The sequence below is a fragment of the Amycolatopsis sp. cg9 genome (genome assembly GCF_041346945.1).
In the GTDB taxonomy this organism is placed as follows: Bacteria; Actinomycetota; Actinomycetes; order Mycobacteriales; family Pseudonocardiaceae; genus Amycolatopsis.
Map to the genome: position 1 here is coordinate 3941467 of NZ_CP166850.1, position 16854 is coordinate 3958320.

Here is a 16854-nt window from a genome sequence, read left to right on the forward strand (position 1 = left end):
GACATGAGGATCCGCTTTTGGGCCACCGGACTGGTGGCGACGATGGGAGCGCTGCTGGCCGCCTGCGGTGGCGGTTCGGCGAGCGGCAGCGGGACCACCGTGAACTGGTGGACCTGGGACGACAAGCAGGCGGCCGCCTACCAGCAGTGCGCTTCGGCGTTCGAGAAGGCCAACCCGGGCACGACGGTGAAGATCACGCAGTACAACGTGGACGACTACTTCACCAAGCTGACCGCCGGGTTCGTCGCGGGCACCGCGCCCGACGCGTTCCAGAACAGCGTCCAGTACTTCCAGGCCTACGCCTCGCAGCACCAGCTGCTGCCGCTGGACGACCTGATCGCCCGCGACGGGTTCGACCTCGGGAAGTACTCGGTCGGCGTCGACTCGTGGAAGTTCACCGACGGCAAGCAGTACGCGCTGCCGCTCGACTGGGCCACGGCCGGGCTGTACTACAGCACCGACGCGATCACGAAGGCCGGCTACACCCCGGCCGACGTCGCGAAGCTGACCTGGAACCCCGACGACGGCGGCACGTTCGGCGCCATGGCCGCGCACCTGACCGTCGACAGGAACGGCGTCCGCGGCGACCAGCCGGGGTTCGACAAGGACGCCGTCGCCACCTACGGCGTCGGGCAGCTCGCGAGCCGCGACTTCATCGGGCAGACCACGTGGAGCTCGTTCGCCCCGACCACCGGCTGGCGGTTCGGGGACAAGCAGCAGTGGCCCACGAAGGTCAACTACGACGACCCGCGGTTCGTCAAGACGGCGGCGTGGATCCGGTCGCTGACCGACCGCGGCTTCTCGCCGAAGATCGGCACCTTCACCACCGGCGGCCAGGCGACGATCAGCGACACCGACCTGCTCGGCTCGGGCAAGGTGGCGATGGAGACGGCGGGCTCCTGGTCGGCGGCCACGTTCGCGAAGCTGCCCGGCGTGCAGGTCGGGCTCGCGCCGACCGTGCTCGGGCCGTCCGGCAAGCGCGCGGCGCTGTCCAATTCGAACGGCGACACGATCTGGGCGGGTACGAAGAACCCGGACCTGACCTGGAAGTGGGTCTCCTACCTGGGGTCGGCGGAGTGCCAGACCGCGGCGTCGGCGTCCGGCTCGTTCTTCCCGTCGATCCCGGCGGCGATGGACTCGGCCGCGTCGGCGATGCGGGGACAGGGCGTCGACCTGTCGGTGTTCACCACGATGCTGAAGGACGGCACGCTCTACCCGGCGGCGGTCTACGGCAACGGCGCGGCGCTGGAGGAAGCCGAGCGGCCGCTGTTCGAGGCGTACTTCGGGCACCAGCGCGACGACGACGTGTTCGCCGAAATGGCGGAGAAGAGCGAGCAGGTGCTGGCCAAGCAGTAACCTGGACCGACACTTCGAGAGGGGACCGATGGCGGGCGAACGGCGGCTCGAGGCCCTGCCGAGCAGGCAGGTGCTGGCCGACGGCGTCTACGAGCAGATCCGGGCGCTGATCATGAACGACGGCATCGAGCCGGGGGCCCGGGTCAACATCGACGAGATCGCCCGCGAGCTCGGCGTCTCGGGCACCCCGGTGCGCGAGGCGCTGGCCCGGCTCGAGTCGGAGGAGCTCGTCAGCAGGCTCCCGTTGCGCGGCTACCGCGTCACGGAACTGCTGAACCGCAAGGAAGTCGACGACATGTACGCGCTGCGCCTGCTGCTGGAGCCGCCGTCGGCGGCACTGGCGGCGGCCGCGATGTCGGACGCGAACGTGGCCCTGCTGGAAGCGGAGCTGGCGACGTGCCCGGCGGCCCCGGCGGAAGACGCGTACAAGGACTACAAGGCGTTGACCGCGCACGACCAGCGGCTGCACGAGCTGATCCTGCGCCTGGCGGGCAACGCGGCGGTCGAGCAGGCGTTCGCGCGGACCCACTGCCACCTGCACTTCTTCCGGCTGAACTACAACCAGCCGTTCGGCGAGCAGACGATCTCGGAGCACCGGGTGATCGTGGACGCGCTGGTGGCGGGCAACGCGGCGGCGGCACGCAAGGCGATGGCGGACCACCTCGAAGTGGCGCGGGACAGGCTGCTGTCGCGCCTCTGACGCACGAAGGCCGCACCGGGCGTACCCGGTGCGGCCTCCCCCGACGACGTCAGACGCTGGTCACTTGACCGGCATCGTCACTTCGTAGACGCGGGTCGGCGCCTTGCGCGCGCCGGCGAAGCCGTTGGCCCACAGGGATTCCACCTGCGAGGACTCCTCGGCGTTCGGGTTCGCGTTGGTGCAGGACGGGCCGGGGCCACCGCCCGACATCAGCTCCGAGCACGGGCCCTCGTAGTGGTCCGGCAGGCCCAGCGCGTGCCCGGTTTCGTGGGCCGCGATGCGGGTCTGGTTGTACTGCTCGGCCTGGGTGTAGTCGATGAAGATCGTGCCGCTGCCGTGGCCGTCGGTCTGGGCGTACGAGCCGCGCGGGTCGTTGCCCTCCGTGTAGTGCAGCGTCGCGCCCGAAGAGCTCTCCTCGAGCTTGACGTTGGACACCGCCGCGTTCCAGTTCGCCGCGCCCGCGTTGATCACGTCGCGGAAGGTGGGGGCGTCCGAGGTGTCGTAGTAGACGATCGTGGCCGCTTCCGGGGCCGCGAAGGCCGGGCCGGCCGTCAGCGGGGTCGCGATCATCGCCAGTGCGACGGCGGCACCGGGCAGCAGGTACTTCCTGGACATCGGGACGACTCCTTGCCGTGGGGAATTTGCCGGGTTTGCGCGCGCTGGGTGTCGAACTTACGGAATCGTCCGGCTCTTGTGACCCGACTTTCGTACTGCGCTGCGAACGGTGAATTACCAACCATGGCGGAGTCTTGACATGCGTGATGACGCATACGAAGATGCGCCGTTCGGCTCAGCCGACCGGGTCGGCCAGCGGGATCTCGCCCCGGCTGAGCCAGGAACCGCGCCAGGCAAGATCGTCCCTGACCAGGGATTTCCCGCAGTTGTCGCACTTCTCGCCCGGCCGGGTGAGCTGCCCGCACCCGGTGTGGACCAGCTGCATCGGCCCGTACGGGGTTTCGGCCGAAGTGTGCGCGTCACCCCACGCGCCGAGGGCGTGCAGCACCGGCAGCGCGTCCGAGCCGGCCCGGGTCAGGCGGTACTCGTGCCGGGTGCGGCCGCCGTCGCGGTAGGGGAGCTTCGTCAGCAGGCCGCGCTCGACGAGCTTGGCCAGCCGGGTCGTCAGCACGTTGTCGGCGATGCCCAGCTGGGCGCGGAAGTCCTCGAACCGGGTGGTGCCCGCGGTGGCGTTGCGGAGGATCAGCAAGGTCCACGGCTCGCCGAGGACGTCGGCGGCGCGGGCGATCGGGCAGGAGTTGTCCTCCCAGCTGGTCCGGCGGCTCATCTGTGATCCCTCCTACCTGGCTTGCTCCGAGCAAGTCTACGCCGTACAGTCGGCCTCAGCTAGCTTGCAATAAGCAAGCCAGGTGCGAGAGGAGCTCGTCATGGACATCAAGGGTGCGGTCGCGCTGGTCACCGGAGCGAACCGCGGGCTCGGCAGGCAGTTCGCCGCCGCCTTGCTGGAGCGGGGTGCGGCCAAGGTCTACGCCGCCGCGCGGAACCCGGAGTCGGTCGACCTGCCGGGCGTGGTGCCGCTGCGCCTCGACGTGACCGACCCGGCGTCGATCCGGGAAGCCGTCGCGGCCGCCGGCGACGTCACGCTGCTGGTCAACAACGCCGGCTCGTCGACCGGCGCGTCGCTGCTCGGCGGGTCCCTGGACGACATCCGGCTGGAGATGGACACGCACTACTTCGGCACGCTGGCCGTGACGCGCGAGTTCGCGCCGGTGCTGGAGCGCAACGGCGGCGGTGCGGTCCTCAACGTCCTGTCGGTGCTTTCGTGGTTCACCGCACCGCAGGTCGCGGCGTACTCCGCGGCGAAGTCGGCGGCCTGGTCGCTGACCAACGCGTTGCGGCTGGAGCTGGCGCCGCAGAAGACGCAGGTGACCGCGCTGCACGTCGGCTACATGGACACCGACATGGCCAAGCACGTCGACGGCCCGAAGGTCGACCCGGCACTGGTGGCCGGGCTCGCGCTCGACGGCGTCGCGGCGGGCCGGTTCGAGGTGCTCGCCGACGACGTCAGCCGGAACGTGCGCGCCGGGCTGTCCGGCGAACTCCCGGGGCTGTACCCGGCGCTGGTTTCCTGACCGTTCGGAATGCGGTTTCCGGCACCCCGGAATACGGGGGTGATCGACCCGGGCGTATGAATGTGCGGGTGCCGGAGAACGTCGCGGCCGGAATCGGCCGAACGAGGAACCGCTGGGGCGAAGGCGAACGGCTGCGCGGGGAAATCCTCGAAGCGGCCGGCCGGTTGCTCGCCGAGCTCGGCGGCGAGGACGGGCTGACGATCCGCGGCGTGGCGCGGGCCGTCGGCATCGCCCCGGCGAGCATCTACCAGCATTTCTCCGATCGTGCGGAATTGGTGCGCGGGCTCCTCGACCACGAATACGCGCGGCTGGCCGAATCGATGCGCGTCGCCGAGGAGTCGCTCGGGGAAACCGACGTCGTCGGCCGCATCCGCGCACAGATTCACGCCTACTGCGCCTTCGCGATGCGGAATCCGGGGCACTACCGCTTGATGCTGGCGAACGGCGCGTCCGAACTGGAGGCGGGGTCGCGTCCGAAAGGTCCGCTCCTCGACGTGATCGACCGGCTGACGGCGGGGTTCGAGCGCTGCGTCGAGGCCGGGCACGAGCTCCGCGTCACCCCGGGCCGCGCGGCGGCGGTGGTGTTCGTCGGCGCGCACGGGCGGGTCGCGTTGTTCCACAGCGCGTTGAACCGGACCGGGGCCGAGCTGGTGGAGCCGTTCGTGGACGAGCTGGTGTCCCTCGTGTTCGCCTGATCGGCGGGGTGGCGGGCCGGCCGGAAGATGCTTAGCATAGCTATGTAAATTTCCGGCAGCTTCGGGAGGTATCCGGTGGACGGTGTGCCCGCGTTTCCGATGACCCGGCGGTGTCCCTTCGACCCGCCCGCCGAACTCGGTGAGCTGCCGCCGGTTTCCCGCGTGCGCCTGTGGAACGGCGAGACGCCGTGGCTGGTCACACGCTACGACGACGTCCGCGCGCTGCTGCGCGACGCGCGGGTCAGCGCCGACTCGGACCGGCCCGGCTACCCGCACCAGAGCGCGGCTTCGGCGGCCCGCCGCCGGCGCGCGAAGTCGTTCATCACCATGGACGGCGCCGAGCACGCGGCCCAGCGCAAGCTGCTGACCGGCGACTTCCTGGTCAAGAAGATGGAGGCGCTGCGCCCGGCGATCCAGCGCATCGTCGACGACCTCGTCGACGGGCTGCTGGCCGGGCCGAAGCCGGTCGACCTGGTGCCGGCGTTCGCGTTGCCGGTGCCGTCGCTGGTGATCTGCGAGCTGCTCGGCGTGCCGTACGAGGACCGGGAACTGTTCCAGGACATCACGAAGGTGATGGTGTCGCGGACGGCGACCCCGGCGGAAGCGGTGCAGGCCACCGAGGAGTTGCTGGCCTACCTCGGCGGGCTGGTCGAGCGGAAGGCGGCCGCCCCGGGCGACGACGTGCTGAGCAAGCTGGCGGTGACGCAGTACACGACCGGCCGCATGACCGCCGAAGAGGTCGGGTCGATGGGCCAGCTCCTGCTCGTGGCGGGCCACGAGACGACGGCGAACATGATCGCGCTCGGCACGGTCGCGCTCCTGGAACACCCCGCGCAGCTGGAGCTGGTGCGCGCGGGGGACGCCGACCTGCTACGCCGCGCGGTCGAAGAGTTGTTGCGCTACTTGAACATCACGCACACCGGACGCCGCCGCGTCGCGACCGAAGACATCGAAGTCGGCGGCGAGGTGATCCGCGCGGGCGAAGGCATCATCGCGGCCGGCGACGTGGCGAACCGCGACGAAGCGGTGTTCGAGGACGCGGACCGCCTCGACGTGACGCGAGAGGCCCGCCACCACGTGGCTTTCGGCTACGGCGTGCACCAGTGCCTCGGGCAGACGCTGGCGCGGGTGGAGCTGCAGGTGGTCTACGGGACGCTGTACCGCCGGATCCCGGAGCTGCGGCTCGCCGTGCCGGTGGACGAGCTGGCGTTCAAGGACGACATGCTCGTGTACGGCGTGCACAGCCTGCCGGTCACGTGGTGAAGCGACTCAGCCACCGAGCTTTTCCCGCGCGTCGGCCAGGTCTTCGGGGGTCGGGGCGTCGTCCTGGGTCAGCTTGCGCCGCCAGTAGCCCGTGAACTCGATGGCGCTCTTGTCCACGCCGCGTTCGACGAGGTGCCGTCGCAGGGCGCGGACGGTCGAAGCCTCGCCGCCCAGCCACGCCGCCGCCCGGCCTGCCGGCCAGTCCGTTTCGCGCACCGCCGCCACCAGCCTGGCCCCGTGCTCGGCGCCGTCGCGGTGCACCCACCGGACCTGCGGCAGCGCCTGCTCCTCGGCCGCGTCCGCCACCTCGACGAACACCACCGCGTTGTCCACTTCGGACAGCAGGGTGGCGATCGCGGGCAGGGCCGTCTCGTCCCCGGCGAGCAGCACCGTGTCCGCCGCCGGGACCGGACGGCGGTAGGCCGCGTCCGGGCCGTAGCGGCCGACGACCTGGCCCGGCGCCGCCGACCGGGCCCACGTAGTGGCCGGGCCCGGCGCGCCGGCGTGCAGCACGAAGTCCACGTCGATCGTGTCCTTGCCGCGGTCCCGCACGGTGTAGCTGCGCATCAGCGGACGCTCGTCTTCGGGGATCGCCAGGTACGCCTGGTACCAGCGCATCACGTCGCCGTCGGCCTCGGGCAGCCGCACCGGACGGCCGGGTGGCGGGAACAGCAGCTTGAGCTGCTGGTCCGGCCACGCCGCCAGCGCGTCGAGGCCCTCGCCGGTGAAGGTGACGCGGGCGGTGCGCGGGGTCACGCGCCGCACCGCGGTCACTTCGAGCAGCCCGGTTGTGTTCACGGCTTTCCCAGGTATTCGCGCAGGTGGCGGGCGGTGAGGGTGGACGCGTCCGCCACGAGCGCGGCCGGGGTCCCTTCGAACACCACGCGCCCGCCGTCGTGCCCGGCGCCCGGGCCGAGGTCGATCAGCCAGTCGGCGTGGGCCATCACGGCCTGGTGGTGCTCGATCACGATCACCGTGTTGCCCGCGTCGACGATCCGGTCCAGCAGCGCGAGCAGCTGGTCGACGTCGGCGAGGTGCAGGCCGGTCGTCGGCTCGTCGAGGATGTAGGTCGAGCCCTTTTCGGCCATCCGGATCGCCAGCTTGAGCCGCTGCCGCTCGCCGCCGGAGAGCGTGGTGAGCGGCTGGCCGAGCGTCAGGTAGCCGAGGCCGACGTCGGCGAGCCGGTCGAGCACCGTCCGCGCGGTGCCGGTCGCGAAGAACTCGCGCGCCTCGGCGACGGACATCCCGAAGACCTCGCTGATGTTCTTGCCCCGCAGCTCGTACGTCAGCACCTCCGGCGTGAACCGGCGGCCCTCGCACTCTTCGCAGACCGACGCGACCCCGGCCATCATCGCCAGGTCCGTGTAGATCACGCCGAGGCCCTTGCACTTCGGGCAGGCGCCTTCGGAGTTGGCGCTGAACAGGCTCGCCTTGACGCCGTTGGCCTTGGCGAAGGCGGCGCGGATCGGGTCGAGCAGGCCGGTGTAGGTGGCCGGGTTCGACCGGCGGGACCCGCGGATCGCGGACTGGTCGACCACGACGACGTCGTCGCGGTGCGCCAGCGAGCCGTGGATCAGCGACGACTTCCCGGAGCCGGCCACGCCGGTCACGACGGTCAGCACGCCGAGCGGGACGTCGACGTTGACGTCCCGGAGGTTGTGCAGCTTCGCGCCGGTGATCTTCAGGTGGCCCGCGGGTTCGCGGACCTGCTCCCGCAGCGTGACGCGGTGGTCGAGGTGGCGCCCGGTGAGCGTGCCGGACGCGCGCAGGCCGTCGACGTCCCCGGTGTAGCAGAGCCGCCCGCCGTCGGTGCCCGCGCCGGGCCCGAGGTCGACGACGTGGTCGGCGATCCGGATCGTCTCCGGCTTGTGCTCGACGACCAGGATCGTGTTCCCCTTGTCCCGCAGGCAGAGCAGGAGGTTGTTCATCCGCTCGATGTCGTGCGGGTGCAGCCCGACGGTCGGCTCGTCGAAGACGTACGTCACGTCGGTGAGGCTGGAACCGAGGTGGCGCACCATCTTCACGCGCTGCGCCTCACCGCCCGACAGCGTCGCGGACTCGCGGTCGAGCGAGAGGTAGCCGAGGCCGATCTCGACCAGCGAGTCGAGGGTGTCGCGCAGGTTGCCCAGCAGCGGCCGGATCGACGGCGCGTCGAGGGACCGGACGAAGTCGGCGAGGTCGCTGATCTGCAGCGCGGCGCAGTCGGCGATGTTCTTGCCGTCGATCTTCGCCGAGAGCGCGGCCTGGTTCAGCCGGGCGCCGCCGCACTCGCCGCAGGTCTTGAAGGTGGCGGCCTTCTCGATGAAGGCGCGCAGCTTCGGCTGCAGCGACTCGACGTCCTTGTGCAGGTAGAGCCGCCGGACCTTCACCGCGAGGCCCTCGTAGGTGACGTTGGTCTTGCCGACCTTCACCTTGCAGGAGTCCTTGTGCAGCAGGGCGTCCAGCTGCTCCGGCGTGAAGTCGCGGAGCTTGGCGTCGGGGTCGTAGAAGCCGGAGGAGAGGTAGGTCTGCACGTACCACGTGTCCGGCGTGAAGCCCGGCACCTGGATCGCGCCTTCGTTGAGGGAAAGGTCGAAGTCGAGCAGGGCGCCGACGTCGAGGTCGGACACCCGGCCGAGGCCCTCGCAGGCCGGGCACATGCCTTCGGGCAGGTTGAAGCTGAAGGCGCCGGACGTGCCGACGTACGGCTCGCCGAGCCGCGAGAACGCGATCCGCAGCATCGCGTAGGCGTCGGTCGCGGTGCCGACGGTGGAGCGCGAGTTCGCGCCCATCCGTTCCTGGTCGACGACGATGGCCGCGCTGAGGTTCTCCAGCAGGTCGACGTCCGGGCGCGACAGGCTCGGCATGAACGACTGGAGGAAGGCGCTGTAGGTCTCGTTGATCAGCCGCTGGGACTCGGCCGCGATGGTGCCGAAGACCAGGGACGACTTGCCGGAGCCGGACACGCCCGTGAACACCGTGAGCCGGCGTTTCGGGATGTCCAGGTCGATGCCGGTCAGGTTGTTCTCCCGGGCCCCCCGGACCTCGATCACGTCGTGGGTGTCGGCGGCCCGCCTGGGTGAAGTCATACCGTCCTTCTTAATGCTTTAGGCTGTAAAGTGATTCTTCAGGTTACATTACTTTAGGGTGTAAGGAGTCGGCAAGGTGGTCGTCTTCGCGGGTCAGGGCGACGCCCGCCGGTCCATGGAGCTGCTGTGGGGTCCGCGGGTGGGTGCCCCGCGCACGGGCCCGGGCCCCAAACCGGGCCTGTCCGTCGAGGCGATCGTGTCGGCGGCGATCGAGATCGCCGACGCCGACGGCATGCCGGCCCTGTCGATGCGCTCGGTCGGCGAGCGCCTCGGCCGCACGGCGATGGCGCTCTACACCTACGTCCCGGGCAAGACCGAGCTGGTCGACCTGATGTACGACCGGACACTGGCGGAGCTGCCCTCGTCGTATTCGCCGGCTTCGGGGTGGCGTCCGGCCGCGTTGGCGCTGGCCGATGCGCTGTGGGACCTGCACTTGCGGCACCCGTGGCTGTTGCAGGTGTCCCCGGCACGCCCGGTGCTGGGCCCGGGCGAATTCCACGTCCAGGAGACACTGCTTTCCGTGCTGGCCTCGACGGGCCTGCCACTGTCCCGGGTCCGCTGGGTGGTCGCGGCCCTGTTCAACATCGTCCGCGGCTCGGTCCAGGCGGCGGCGGAGTCCAGGCAGGCCGCGACCGAGACCGGACAGTCCGAAGAGGACTGGTGGTACGCGCGCTCGGCGCTGCTGGGCGAGCTGGCGCCGGACCTGACGGCACGCTTCCCGACGGTGGCCCGCCTGGGCGAGGAGGGCGCGTATGAGCCGGCCGCGGAGGGGGCGTACCTGGAGCGCGAGGCCCGGCTGTCGTTCGAGGCGGGCCTGGAGCTGCTGCTGGACGGCGTCGAGGCGGCGATCGCCAAGGCGCGTTAATCGCTGGCGGCGGACCGGCCGGAACGCCGACAATCGCGGTCATGGCGAGCCGGAGAGCGGACATGTTCACCGAGGACGGCAGGCCCTCGCCCGACGACCCCCGCGAGAACGGGCCGAGACTCGGCGACGAGCGCGCGACGCTGCTCGAGTTCCTGCGCAAGTGCCGCCTCACCCTGGAGCTGAAGTGCGCAGGGCTTGACGCGGACGCCATGGCCCGGCGGTCGGTCGAGCCGTCGACGATGTCACTCCTCGGCCTGGTGCGGCACTTGGCCGAGATCGAGCGGGCCACTTTTCGCGGCACCATGGCGGGGCGAGTTGTGTCTCGGCTTTACTGCTCGCCTGAGGAGCCCGATGGTGACTTCGACGGAGCTGTGGCGGACGAGCGGGTGGTCGCTGAGGCGTGGGAGGCGTGGCACGCGGAGGCTGCGTTCACCACGGCGTTTTTGGCTGGGGCCGCCAGTCTTGACGTCACCGGGGAGGATCCGGACAACCAGCACGGCACTGGCGGCGGGGCGATCTCCTTGCGTGAGGCGGCTTTGGAGTTGATCCATGAGTACGCCCGTCATCTTGGGCATGCGGATTTGCTGCGGGAACGGATCGATGGGCGTGTCGGTCAGTGAGGTGGGGCGTGCTGGGCGGATCGAGTGCGCCTGGTGCTTTGGGTTTGCGGGGGCGGATCGGGCCGCGCGGCGGGGTGCCTGGACGGGTCGTCGGTGTGGGGCTGTAGTCGGGTGCGGGGTCGAGGGGGTGTCGGTCGGTGAGGTTGGGAGTGCGGGGCGGATCGTGGGCGTGGGTGTAGGCCCGGAGCCGGTGGCTGCGGGCCTTTCCCGTGTTCGGTTGCCTCAGGCTGCGAATGGCAGCGGCTGATGCAGGTTGTTGCGCCGGGGTTTTCGGCGTTTGTCCAGGAACCGTGGCGGCAGGAACTCGGGGTGGCCGTCGGTGGCGATGCGGACCTGCCAGCCGGAGCGGTGCAGCAGCCGGTGATGGTGTCCGCAGAGCAGGACGAGGTTGGTCAGGTCGGTGGGGCCGCCCTCGGCCCAGTGCCGGATGTGGTGACCTTGGCAATGTCGGGGTGGGCGGTGGCAGCCCGGGAACGCACAACCCCGGTCGCGCAGGAACAGTGCCCGGCGCAACCCGGGTGAGATCAGGCGGCGGGCCCGGCCGAGGTCGAGGGGTTCGCTGGTGCTGCCGAGGACGGCGGGGATGAGTTTGCAGTCGCAGGCGTGGATGCGGGCTTCGGCGGCGGAGAGCAGGCCGGTGTCGCCGAGGGTCGCGGTGCCGAGGCCGGACTGTAGGTCGGTGAGGGAGACCGCGACCATGACGTGGGCGCGTTCCCCGGCCTGGGTCGGCAGCTCTGGGGAGTCGAGGGCCAGGTCGAGAGCGTCGGAGAACGCGTCGCCGTAGCGTTCCTGCGGGGAACGCAGGTCGGGGCCGTCGTCGGCGTGGCGGCGTTCGGCCAGGGCGTCGAGTAGCGCGCTGGCGCGGGTGCCGGTCTCGTCGTCGAAGCGGCCGGACAGTTCCCAGGTTCCGGTGCGTTTGCGGCGCAGCGATAGTTCGCGGGTGGGGGTGGCGGGCTCGGTGTCCGCAGGCTCGGGTCCGTCGGGGTCGAGGTGGGCCATGATCCGGGCGCCGAGGGCGGCGACTTGTTTGTGGCCGTTGTCGGCGGCGAAGGCCAGTAGGTCTGCTTCGGCGGTGTCGCGGTGTTCAGGAGGGATTGCGGTGAGGGCGGTGATGATGGTGTCGATCATCGGGGTGCTCAGCCCTCCGGTGAGGGCGGCGACACCGGTGGCGGGAGCGAGAGCGGGCGCGGCGTCGAGAGAGCGGCTGGGGTGCAGGGCGTGGGCACGGGCGACGGTCCGCACGGCGGCAGCACGGGGGAGGTCGGCGAGGTGTTCCAGCAATCGGGCGGTGGAGCGGTATCCGAACAGTTCCTGCACCCCGCGGGACTCGATTTCCACGAGCACCGCACCAATCTCCGCCTCAGCAGACCGAACAACAGTGAGCAGGGTACGGAGGCGGTCGGCCAAGGCCCCCGCGTCCGCTCTCCACACTGTTTCTCTGTCCACGCACCAAGATTACCGACGATCGATCACCTGTTCATCACTCGATCAGGTGGGCTTCGATCAGGAACCGCGTCGTGTGGGCGACGAACGGTCCGTCCCGCTCGATCAGCTCGTGCAGCTCCCGCAACTTCGGCAGGTACTGCTCCACCGTGAACCCCGGCACCATCCAGATCACCTTGCGCAGGAAGTAAACCACCGCGCCGATGTCGAAGAACTCGGTGCGCAGGGACTCCGAACGCAGGTCGACGACCTCGAACCCCGCCGCCGACGCCGCCGCGACCGCGTGGGACGGGTCGCGGCTCGAACGGGCCGAAAGTGGTTGTGGGCCGAGGAAGAACTCCACCAGCTCGAACACGCTCGCCGGGCCGACCTGCTGGGAGAAGAACGTGCCGCCCGGGCGCAGGACGCGGGCGATCTCCGGCCACGGTGTCGTCACCGGGTGGCGGCTGGCGACCAGGTCGAACACGTTGCCGGCGAACGGGAAGTCCGATGTGGACACCACGGTGACCCCGCGCGGGCGCAGGCGGGCCGCGGCTCGGGCGACGTTCGGGGGCCACGACTCGGTCGCCACCGTCAGGGGTGGCAGTGTGGGGCAGCCGTCGAGGACTTCGCCGCCGCCGGTTTCGAGGTCGAGGGCCGACTCGACGCCGGCCAGGCGTTCGCCCAGCAGGCGCTGGTAACCCCACGACGGGCGGGCCTCCGTGGCGCGGCCGTCGAGCCACGAGAAGTCCCAGCCGTCGACGGACACCGCGTCGGCTTCGGCCACCAGCGCCTCGAACCGCGATCGGCGCACCGGGGGCGGCGGCACGGGCTTGGCGAGCGTGACCGCGGAGAACTCCACCACGACCGGGCCGCGTCGGGTCTCGACCGTGCACGTCGTGGCGTCGCGCGCCACCAGGTCGCCGAGCGCGTCGGTGAACCCGCCTTCGATCCGGTAGCGGACCACGACCCGCGTGCCGAGCGGCAGTTCGCGCAGCAGCTTCACAGCCGCGCGCTCAGCTCGTCGTCGGACGGCTCGACCAGGAACGTGCCGTCGTCCCAGACGATCGTGGGAATGCGGCGCGCGCCGTCCTGCAGCTCGCGGACGCGGGCCTCGGCGGCCGCGTCGGCCTCGACGTCCACATAGGAGTACTCGACGCCGCGCCGGTCGAGCAGCGCGCAGCTGCGCTTGACGTCCGGGCACCAGGAAGCGCCGTACACCGTCAAACTCACGAAACGACCTCCGAAACAGCGGGGGATACCGGCGCGGGGTGACCCAGCTCGGTGAGCCACCCCCGGAACACCCGGTGCAGGGCCTCCGCCCCGACGACCTCACCGGGAAAACCGAACGAACGCGGGTACACGACGAAGCCGCGCTGCTGCGGCCCGCCGAGCCCGCCGTGCGAGCCCACGTGCGTCTCGAACGGGGACGCCTGGTCCGAGTCCGGGTCGTAGCGGCTGTTGATCATGACGTCCGCGCAGTGCGGGAACGTGTCGACCCGCCGGATCAGGTCCGCCGCGTGCGGACCGTACGGCAGCAGCGGGTCCTCGCCGATGACGACGCCGGTCGCGAGCCGGTGCAGGCCGTCGCGGCCCAGCACCACCGGGCCGAACTCGCGGCTGCGCACAAGCAGGAACCCGACGCCCGGGTGGTCCACCAGCGACGGCAGCAGGTCGGGGAACTCGCGCTCGATCGTCTCCAGCTCGACGCGGCCTTCGTGCTCGGTGAACGACACCATCGCGACGTGCCCGGACACGACCGCGACCACGCCCGGCGCGACCCGCGTGACCGCGCCGGGGGAGCCGGACGTCGTGCGCGGCCGGTCTTCGGCGCACTCCGCGTCCTCGACGCGGGCCCGCAGCCGGCGCGCGATCAGGCCGCCGCTCTTCGTCGCCTCCGCCAGCGCCGCGTTGATCTGCCAGCTCTCGGCCTGGCGTCGGTTGCCGGCGAGAGCGGACGGCGAACCGCCGCACAGCCGTCCGACGTACGCCTCGATCGTCTCGCCGAACCGCTGCGAGAACGCCTGGCCCTGCGTCTGGCCGTGGTCCGACAACGCGACGACGTGGTAACGGCGCGGGGCGAGCCGCGAAGCCCGGTGCAGCCGCGCGATCTGCTGGTCGATCGAGCGCAGCACGGAGAGGGTGTCGAAGCGCTCGATGCCGGAGTGGTGCGCGACCTCGTCGTAGCCGAGGAAGTCCGCGTACACCACCGGACGGCCGGCGAGCATGTCGCCGAGGATCGCCGACACGACGACGTCGCGCGCGATCACCGTCGTGCCCGGGCGGGCCAGCGGGTACCAGCCGCCGCGCGGGACCCGCGGCACGACCCCGGCGCGGCGCTGGCGGACCGCGGCGGTGATCTCGCGGAAGACGTCGGCCAGCGCGACGACGAACGTGCGCAACGCGTTGACCGGGTTCGCGAAGTAGGCGTAGTAGCCCGCGCCGAGCCGGTCGCGGTGGCGGCGCAGCAGCTTCTTCGGCACCAGCACCGGGATCGAGCTCATGGTGAGGCTGACGTGGTCGGCGTCGCCGGAGAACAGGTTGCCGCGGCTCGCGCCGTCGCCGGAGAGCAGGCCGCGGCCGTCGGAGTGGCGCCGCTCGATCTCGGCCGCGTCGGTCGGGTGCGCGCACGCCATCACGTGGTCGCGGTCCTTTTCGTACCAGCGGAAGCCGAGGATGTCGTGGTTGGAGCCGTGCAGGATGCCACAGACGCTCGCGCCGGTCTGCGAGCTCCAGTCGGTGTGCCACGGCGTCAGCGCGTGGCTGCCCTCGGCGAGCCACGCGGCGAACGTCGGCATGTCGCCGTCGCGGATCGCGCGGCGGACGGTGTCGAACCCGAGGCCGTCGATCTGCAGGAAGACCACGCCCGGCGGCTGGTCGGCGGCCCCGGGCGCGGCGCCGTGTCGACGGCGGCGGCGGTTCGCGCGGCGGAAGAAGATCTCGTCCTCGTCGATCGCGAGGAGGCTGGAGATCAGGGCTCCGACGCCGGCCATGGCGACCGTGACGAGCACCGCCGTCCGGAAGCCGACGATCTCGACGCCCGGCACGGTCTTGAACACCGCCAGCGTGCCCGCGCCGAGCAGCAGGAACCCGAAGAGGCCGAAGGTGAAGAACGCCAGCGGGTAGGCGATCCGCATGACGAGCGGCCAGACCACGCCGGCGAGCAGGCCGAGCAGGAGTGCGCACACCGTCGGCTGCCACCAGTGCGTCATCCGGAAGCCGGGCAGGAGGACGTCGAGCAGGCGCAGCGCGCCGGTCACGGCGGCCCAGACCAGCAGGATCCGGGCGACGGCGCGGCCGCCGCGCAGCAGCCTGCCCTTCGGCGCGGTCGTCGTCACACTCGCTCCTTGGTCTTGCGCCGCCACCGGGCGATCAGGTTCAGGGCCACGGTGACCAGCAGGACCAGCACCGTGGCGAGCAGCGTCGCGATGAGCGGCGAGTCGAAGATGCCCCCGCTGAGGATGCCGAGCAGGCTGTACGCGGTCGCCCAGAGCACGCACGCGACGAGCGCGGCGGGCAGCAGGCGCCGCCACGGGTAGCTCAGCGCGGCCGCCGCGAGCAGCACCGGGATCCGGCCGGCCGGGACGAGCCTGCCGATCACGATCAGCTGCCAGCCCCGGCGGGTGAACTGGTCGCGGGCCTTTTCCAGCCGCTCGGCGGGCTGGCGGCGGCTGATCCAGCGGAACGCGGCTTCGCTGCCCAGGCGCGGGATCCCGAACGTCACGACGTCCCCGAGGTACGCCCCGAGTACGGAAAGGACGATCACCAGCGGGAGCGAAAGGTGGTCGGTGGTGGTGGCGACGGCGGCCGCGGCGCCGACCACGGCCCCGGTGGGCACGATCGGGATGATCGAGCCGAGCAGCACGCCGCCGAACACCGCCGGGTACCCGATGGCGGCCGGGTCGGTCCAGTTCACGCGCGGTCCTCGCGTGCCGGGAGCGCGACTTCGGCGCCGGGCTCGGTGAACAGGACGTCGGTGGCGACGCCCTGCTTGCGCACTTCGGCGGCGAACACCCGCGGGGGGTCGGCGAGCAGCCGCCGCATCCGGGCGGTCCGCCGCAGCCCCGGCACGGCGAGGGTGCCCCAGTGCACCGGCACGGCGGCGCGGGCCCGCACGCGCGCGGCGGCCTGCGCGGCGCGGGCCGGGTCCAGGTGGCCGGGCCCGAGGTTCGGGCCCCAGCCCCAGACCGGCAGCAGGGCGACGTCCACCGGGCCGAGGTCCGCCATCCCGGCGAAGAGGTCGGTGTCGCCCGCGTTGTAGACCGTGGTGTCCCCGGTCCTGACCAGGTGCCCGATCGCGGGGCTCTGCGGCCCGTGCGTGAGCCGCGGCCCCCACCGGTGCCCGGAGTGGACGGCCTCGGTGGCCGTGACGGTCAGCCCGCCTTCGGTCAGGGTCTCGCCGGGCGCGATCTCTTCGACTCGCTCGAAGCCCTTCTTGGCGAGCCAGGACCCGGCCCCGCGCGGGACGACGATCCGGGTGCCCCGCCCGAGCAGCTTGAGGGAGGGCACGTGCAGGTGGTCGCCGTGCAGGTGGGAGAGCAGCACGAGGTCGGCGTCGGCGTAGCTTTCCGGCGAAGGCGGCGGGACGACCCGCGTGAGCCCGCCGACGCGGGCGGTGAGCACGGGATCGGTCAGCACGACCCGGCCACCGAGTTCCAGCCGGACGGTCGAATGGCCGAGGAAACGCAGGTTGACGCCGCTCACGCTGTCGAGTATCGCCTTCGGGCCGCGCGAACGCCCGGCGGAGTGGCGCGGACAACGCTGCCCGGTGACGGCTC

Annotated in this window: 17 protein-coding genes and 1 pseudogene; 7 read left to right on the plus strand and 11 right to left on the minus strand. The window is 71.4% G+C overall.

Going from position 1 to position 16854, the window contains the following annotated elements:
• Positions 1 to 3: 3 nt before the first annotated feature.
• Together AB5J73_RS19025 and AB5J73_RS19030 are read left to right on the plus strand one after the other, a co-directional pair.
• Entirely contained in the window at positions 4 to 1356 is a 1353-nt protein-coding gene (locus AB5J73_RS19025) for a sugar ABC transporter substrate-binding protein (protein WP_370971011.1), read from the plus strand.
• Positions 1357 to 1384: 28 nt separating this feature from the next.
• Positions 1385 to 2056: a GntR family transcriptional regulator gene (locus AB5J73_RS19030; RefSeq protein WP_370971012.1), complete on the plus strand. Its 672-nt coding sequence runs from the start codon at positions 1385 to 1387 to the stop codon at positions 2054 to 2056.
• 60 nt (positions 2057 to 2116) lie between these two features.
• On the opposite strand, the gene AB5J73_RS19035 is transcribed toward AB5J73_RS19030, so the two are convergent.
• Entirely contained in the window at positions 2117 to 2671 is a 555-nt protein-coding gene (locus AB5J73_RS19035; protein ID WP_370971013.1) for a snapalysin family zinc-dependent metalloprotease, read from the minus strand.
• 175 nt (positions 2672 to 2846) lie between these two features.
• Complete coding sequence (locus AB5J73_RS19040) at positions 2847 to 3338, minus strand: winged helix-turn-helix transcriptional regulator (protein WP_370971014.1); 492 nt, start codon at positions 3336 to 3338, stop codon at positions 2847 to 2849.
• Positions 3339 to 3438: 100 nt separating this feature from the next.
• Between AB5J73_RS19040 and AB5J73_RS19045 the strand changes: the two genes are divergently transcribed.
• The 3 genes from AB5J73_RS19045 to AB5J73_RS19055 all read left to right on the plus strand — a co-directional run bounded on the left by AB5J73_RS19045 (position 3439) and on the right by AB5J73_RS19055 (position 6101).
• Positions 3439 to 4143 carry an SDR family oxidoreductase gene (locus AB5J73_RS19045; protein WP_370971015.1) on the plus strand — a complete coding sequence of 235 codons (705 nt, stop codon included), beginning with the start codon at positions 3439 to 3441 and terminating at the stop codon, positions 4141 to 4143.
• Between the two features lie 131 nt (positions 4144 to 4274).
• Positions 4275 to 4838: a TetR/AcrR family transcriptional regulator gene (locus AB5J73_RS19050; RefSeq protein ID WP_370973229.1), complete on the plus strand. Its 564-nt coding sequence runs from the start codon at positions 4275 to 4277 to the stop codon at positions 4836 to 4838.
• 99 nt (positions 4839 to 4937) lie between these two features.
• Complete coding sequence (locus tag AB5J73_RS19055) at positions 4938 to 6101, plus strand: cytochrome P450 (RefSeq protein WP_370973231.1); 1164 nt, start codon at positions 4938 to 4940, stop codon at positions 6099 to 6101.
• A gap of 6 nt (positions 6102 to 6107) precedes the next feature.
• Here the strand turns inward: AB5J73_RS19055 and AB5J73_RS19060 are convergent, their stop codons facing one another.
• A complete protein-coding gene (locus tag AB5J73_RS19060) occupies positions 6108 to 6899 on the minus strand; it encodes a siderophore-interacting protein (RefSeq protein WP_370971016.1) in 792 nt (263 codons plus the stop codon).
• On the minus strand, positions 6896 to 9169 hold the full coding sequence (locus AB5J73_RS19065) for an ATP-binding cassette domain-containing protein (protein WP_370971017.1): 2274 nt from the start codon (positions 9167 to 9169) through the stop codon (positions 6896 to 6898). The genes AB5J73_RS19060 and AB5J73_RS19065 overlap by 4 nt, the downstream gene beginning before the upstream one ends.
• 76 nt (positions 9170 to 9245) lie before the next feature.
• On the opposite strand from AB5J73_RS19065, the gene AB5J73_RS19070 reads away from it, so the two are divergent.
• Both AB5J73_RS19070 and AB5J73_RS19075 read left to right on the plus strand, forming a co-directional pair.
• Positions 9246 to 10034, plus strand: a complete 789-nt coding sequence (locus AB5J73_RS19070; RefSeq protein ID WP_370971018.1) for a TetR/AcrR family transcriptional regulator — start codon at positions 9246 to 9248, stop codon at positions 10032 to 10034.
• A gap of 62 nt (positions 10035 to 10096) precedes the next feature.
• Positions 10097 to 10654 carry a DinB family protein gene (locus tag AB5J73_RS19075; protein ID WP_370971019.1) on the plus strand — a complete coding sequence of 186 codons (558 nt, stop codon included), beginning with the start codon at positions 10097 to 10099 and terminating at the stop codon, positions 10652 to 10654.
• 222 nt (positions 10655 to 10876) lie between these two features.
• On the opposite strand, the gene AB5J73_RS19080 is transcribed toward AB5J73_RS19075, so the two are convergent.
• The 7 genes and pseudogenes from AB5J73_RS19080 to AB5J73_RS19110 form a co-directional block, all read right to left on the minus strand.
• Entirely contained in the window at positions 10877 to 12061 is a 1185-nt protein-coding gene (locus AB5J73_RS19080; RefSeq protein ID WP_370971020.1) for a DUF222 domain-containing protein, read from the minus strand.
• A 73-nt stretch (positions 12062 to 12134) separates the two neighbouring features.
• Positions 12135 to 12890, minus strand: coding sequence for a methyltransferase domain-containing protein (locus tag AB5J73_RS19085; RefSeq protein WP_370973232.1), 756 nt, complete (start codon positions 12888 to 12890; stop codon positions 12135 to 12137).
• A pseudogene (locus tag AB5J73_RS19090) lies at positions 12879 to 13082 on the minus strand (ferrous iron transport protein A); the annotation flags it as partial. The pseudogene AB5J73_RS19090 and the gene AB5J73_RS19085, both read right to left, overlap by 12 nt.
• A complete protein-coding gene (locus AB5J73_RS19095) occupies positions 13079 to 13309 on the minus strand; it encodes a glutaredoxin domain-containing protein (protein ID WP_370971021.1) in 231 nt (76 codons plus the stop codon). The pseudogene AB5J73_RS19090 and the gene AB5J73_RS19095, both read right to left, overlap by 4 nt.
• On the minus strand, positions 13306 to 15414 hold the full coding sequence (locus AB5J73_RS19100) for a phage holin family protein (protein WP_370971022.1): 2109 nt from the start codon (positions 15412 to 15414) through the stop codon (positions 13306 to 13308). The genes AB5J73_RS19095 and AB5J73_RS19100 overlap by 4 nt, the downstream gene beginning before the upstream one ends.
• A complete protein-coding gene (locus AB5J73_RS19105; RefSeq protein WP_370971023.1) occupies positions 15411 to 15992 on the minus strand; it encodes a DedA family protein in 582 nt (193 codons plus the stop codon). Before AB5J73_RS19105 ends, AB5J73_RS19100 begins: the two co-directional genes overlap by 4 nt.
• Positions 15989 to 16780 (minus strand): MBL fold metallo-hydrolase, encoded by a 792-nt coding sequence (locus AB5J73_RS19110; protein WP_370971024.1) that lies wholly within the window; start codon positions 16778 to 16780, stop codon positions 15989 to 15991. The genes AB5J73_RS19105 and AB5J73_RS19110 overlap by 4 nt, the downstream gene beginning before the upstream one ends.
• Positions 16781 to 16854 lie beyond the last annotated feature (74 nt).

Bases quoted from the DNA above. Each gene is read 5' to 3' on its own strand.
- AB5J73_RS19025 (WP_370971011.1), top strand. From the start codon at position 4: ATGAGGATCCGCTTTTGGGCCACCGGACTGGTGGCGACGATGGGAGCG.
- AB5J73_RS19030 (WP_370971012.1), top strand. From the start codon at position 1,385: ATGGCGGGCGAACGGCGGCTCGAGGCCCTGCCGAGCAGGCAGGTGCTG.
- AB5J73_RS19035 (WP_370971013.1), bottom strand. From the start codon at position 2,671: ATGTCCAGGAAGTACCTGCTGCCCGGTGCCGCCGTCGCACTGGCGATG.
- AB5J73_RS19040 (WP_370971014.1), bottom strand. From the start codon at position 3,338: ATGAGCCGCCGGACCAGCTGGGAGGACAACTCCTGCCCGATCGCCCGC.
- AB5J73_RS19045 (WP_370971015.1), top strand. From the start codon at position 3,439: ATGGACATCAAGGGTGCGGTCGCGCTGGTCACCGGAGCGAACCGCGGG.
- AB5J73_RS19055 (WP_370973231.1), top strand. From the start codon at position 4,938: ATGACCCGGCGGTGTCCCTTCGACCCGCCCGCCGAACTCGGTGAGCTG.
- AB5J73_RS19065 (WP_370971017.1), bottom strand. From the start codon at position 9,169: ATGACTTCACCCAGGCGGGCCGCCGACACCCACGACGTGATCGAGGTC.
- AB5J73_RS19075 (WP_370971019.1), top strand. From the start codon at position 10,097: ATGTTCACCGAGGACGGCAGGCCCTCGCCCGACGACCCCCGCGAGAAC.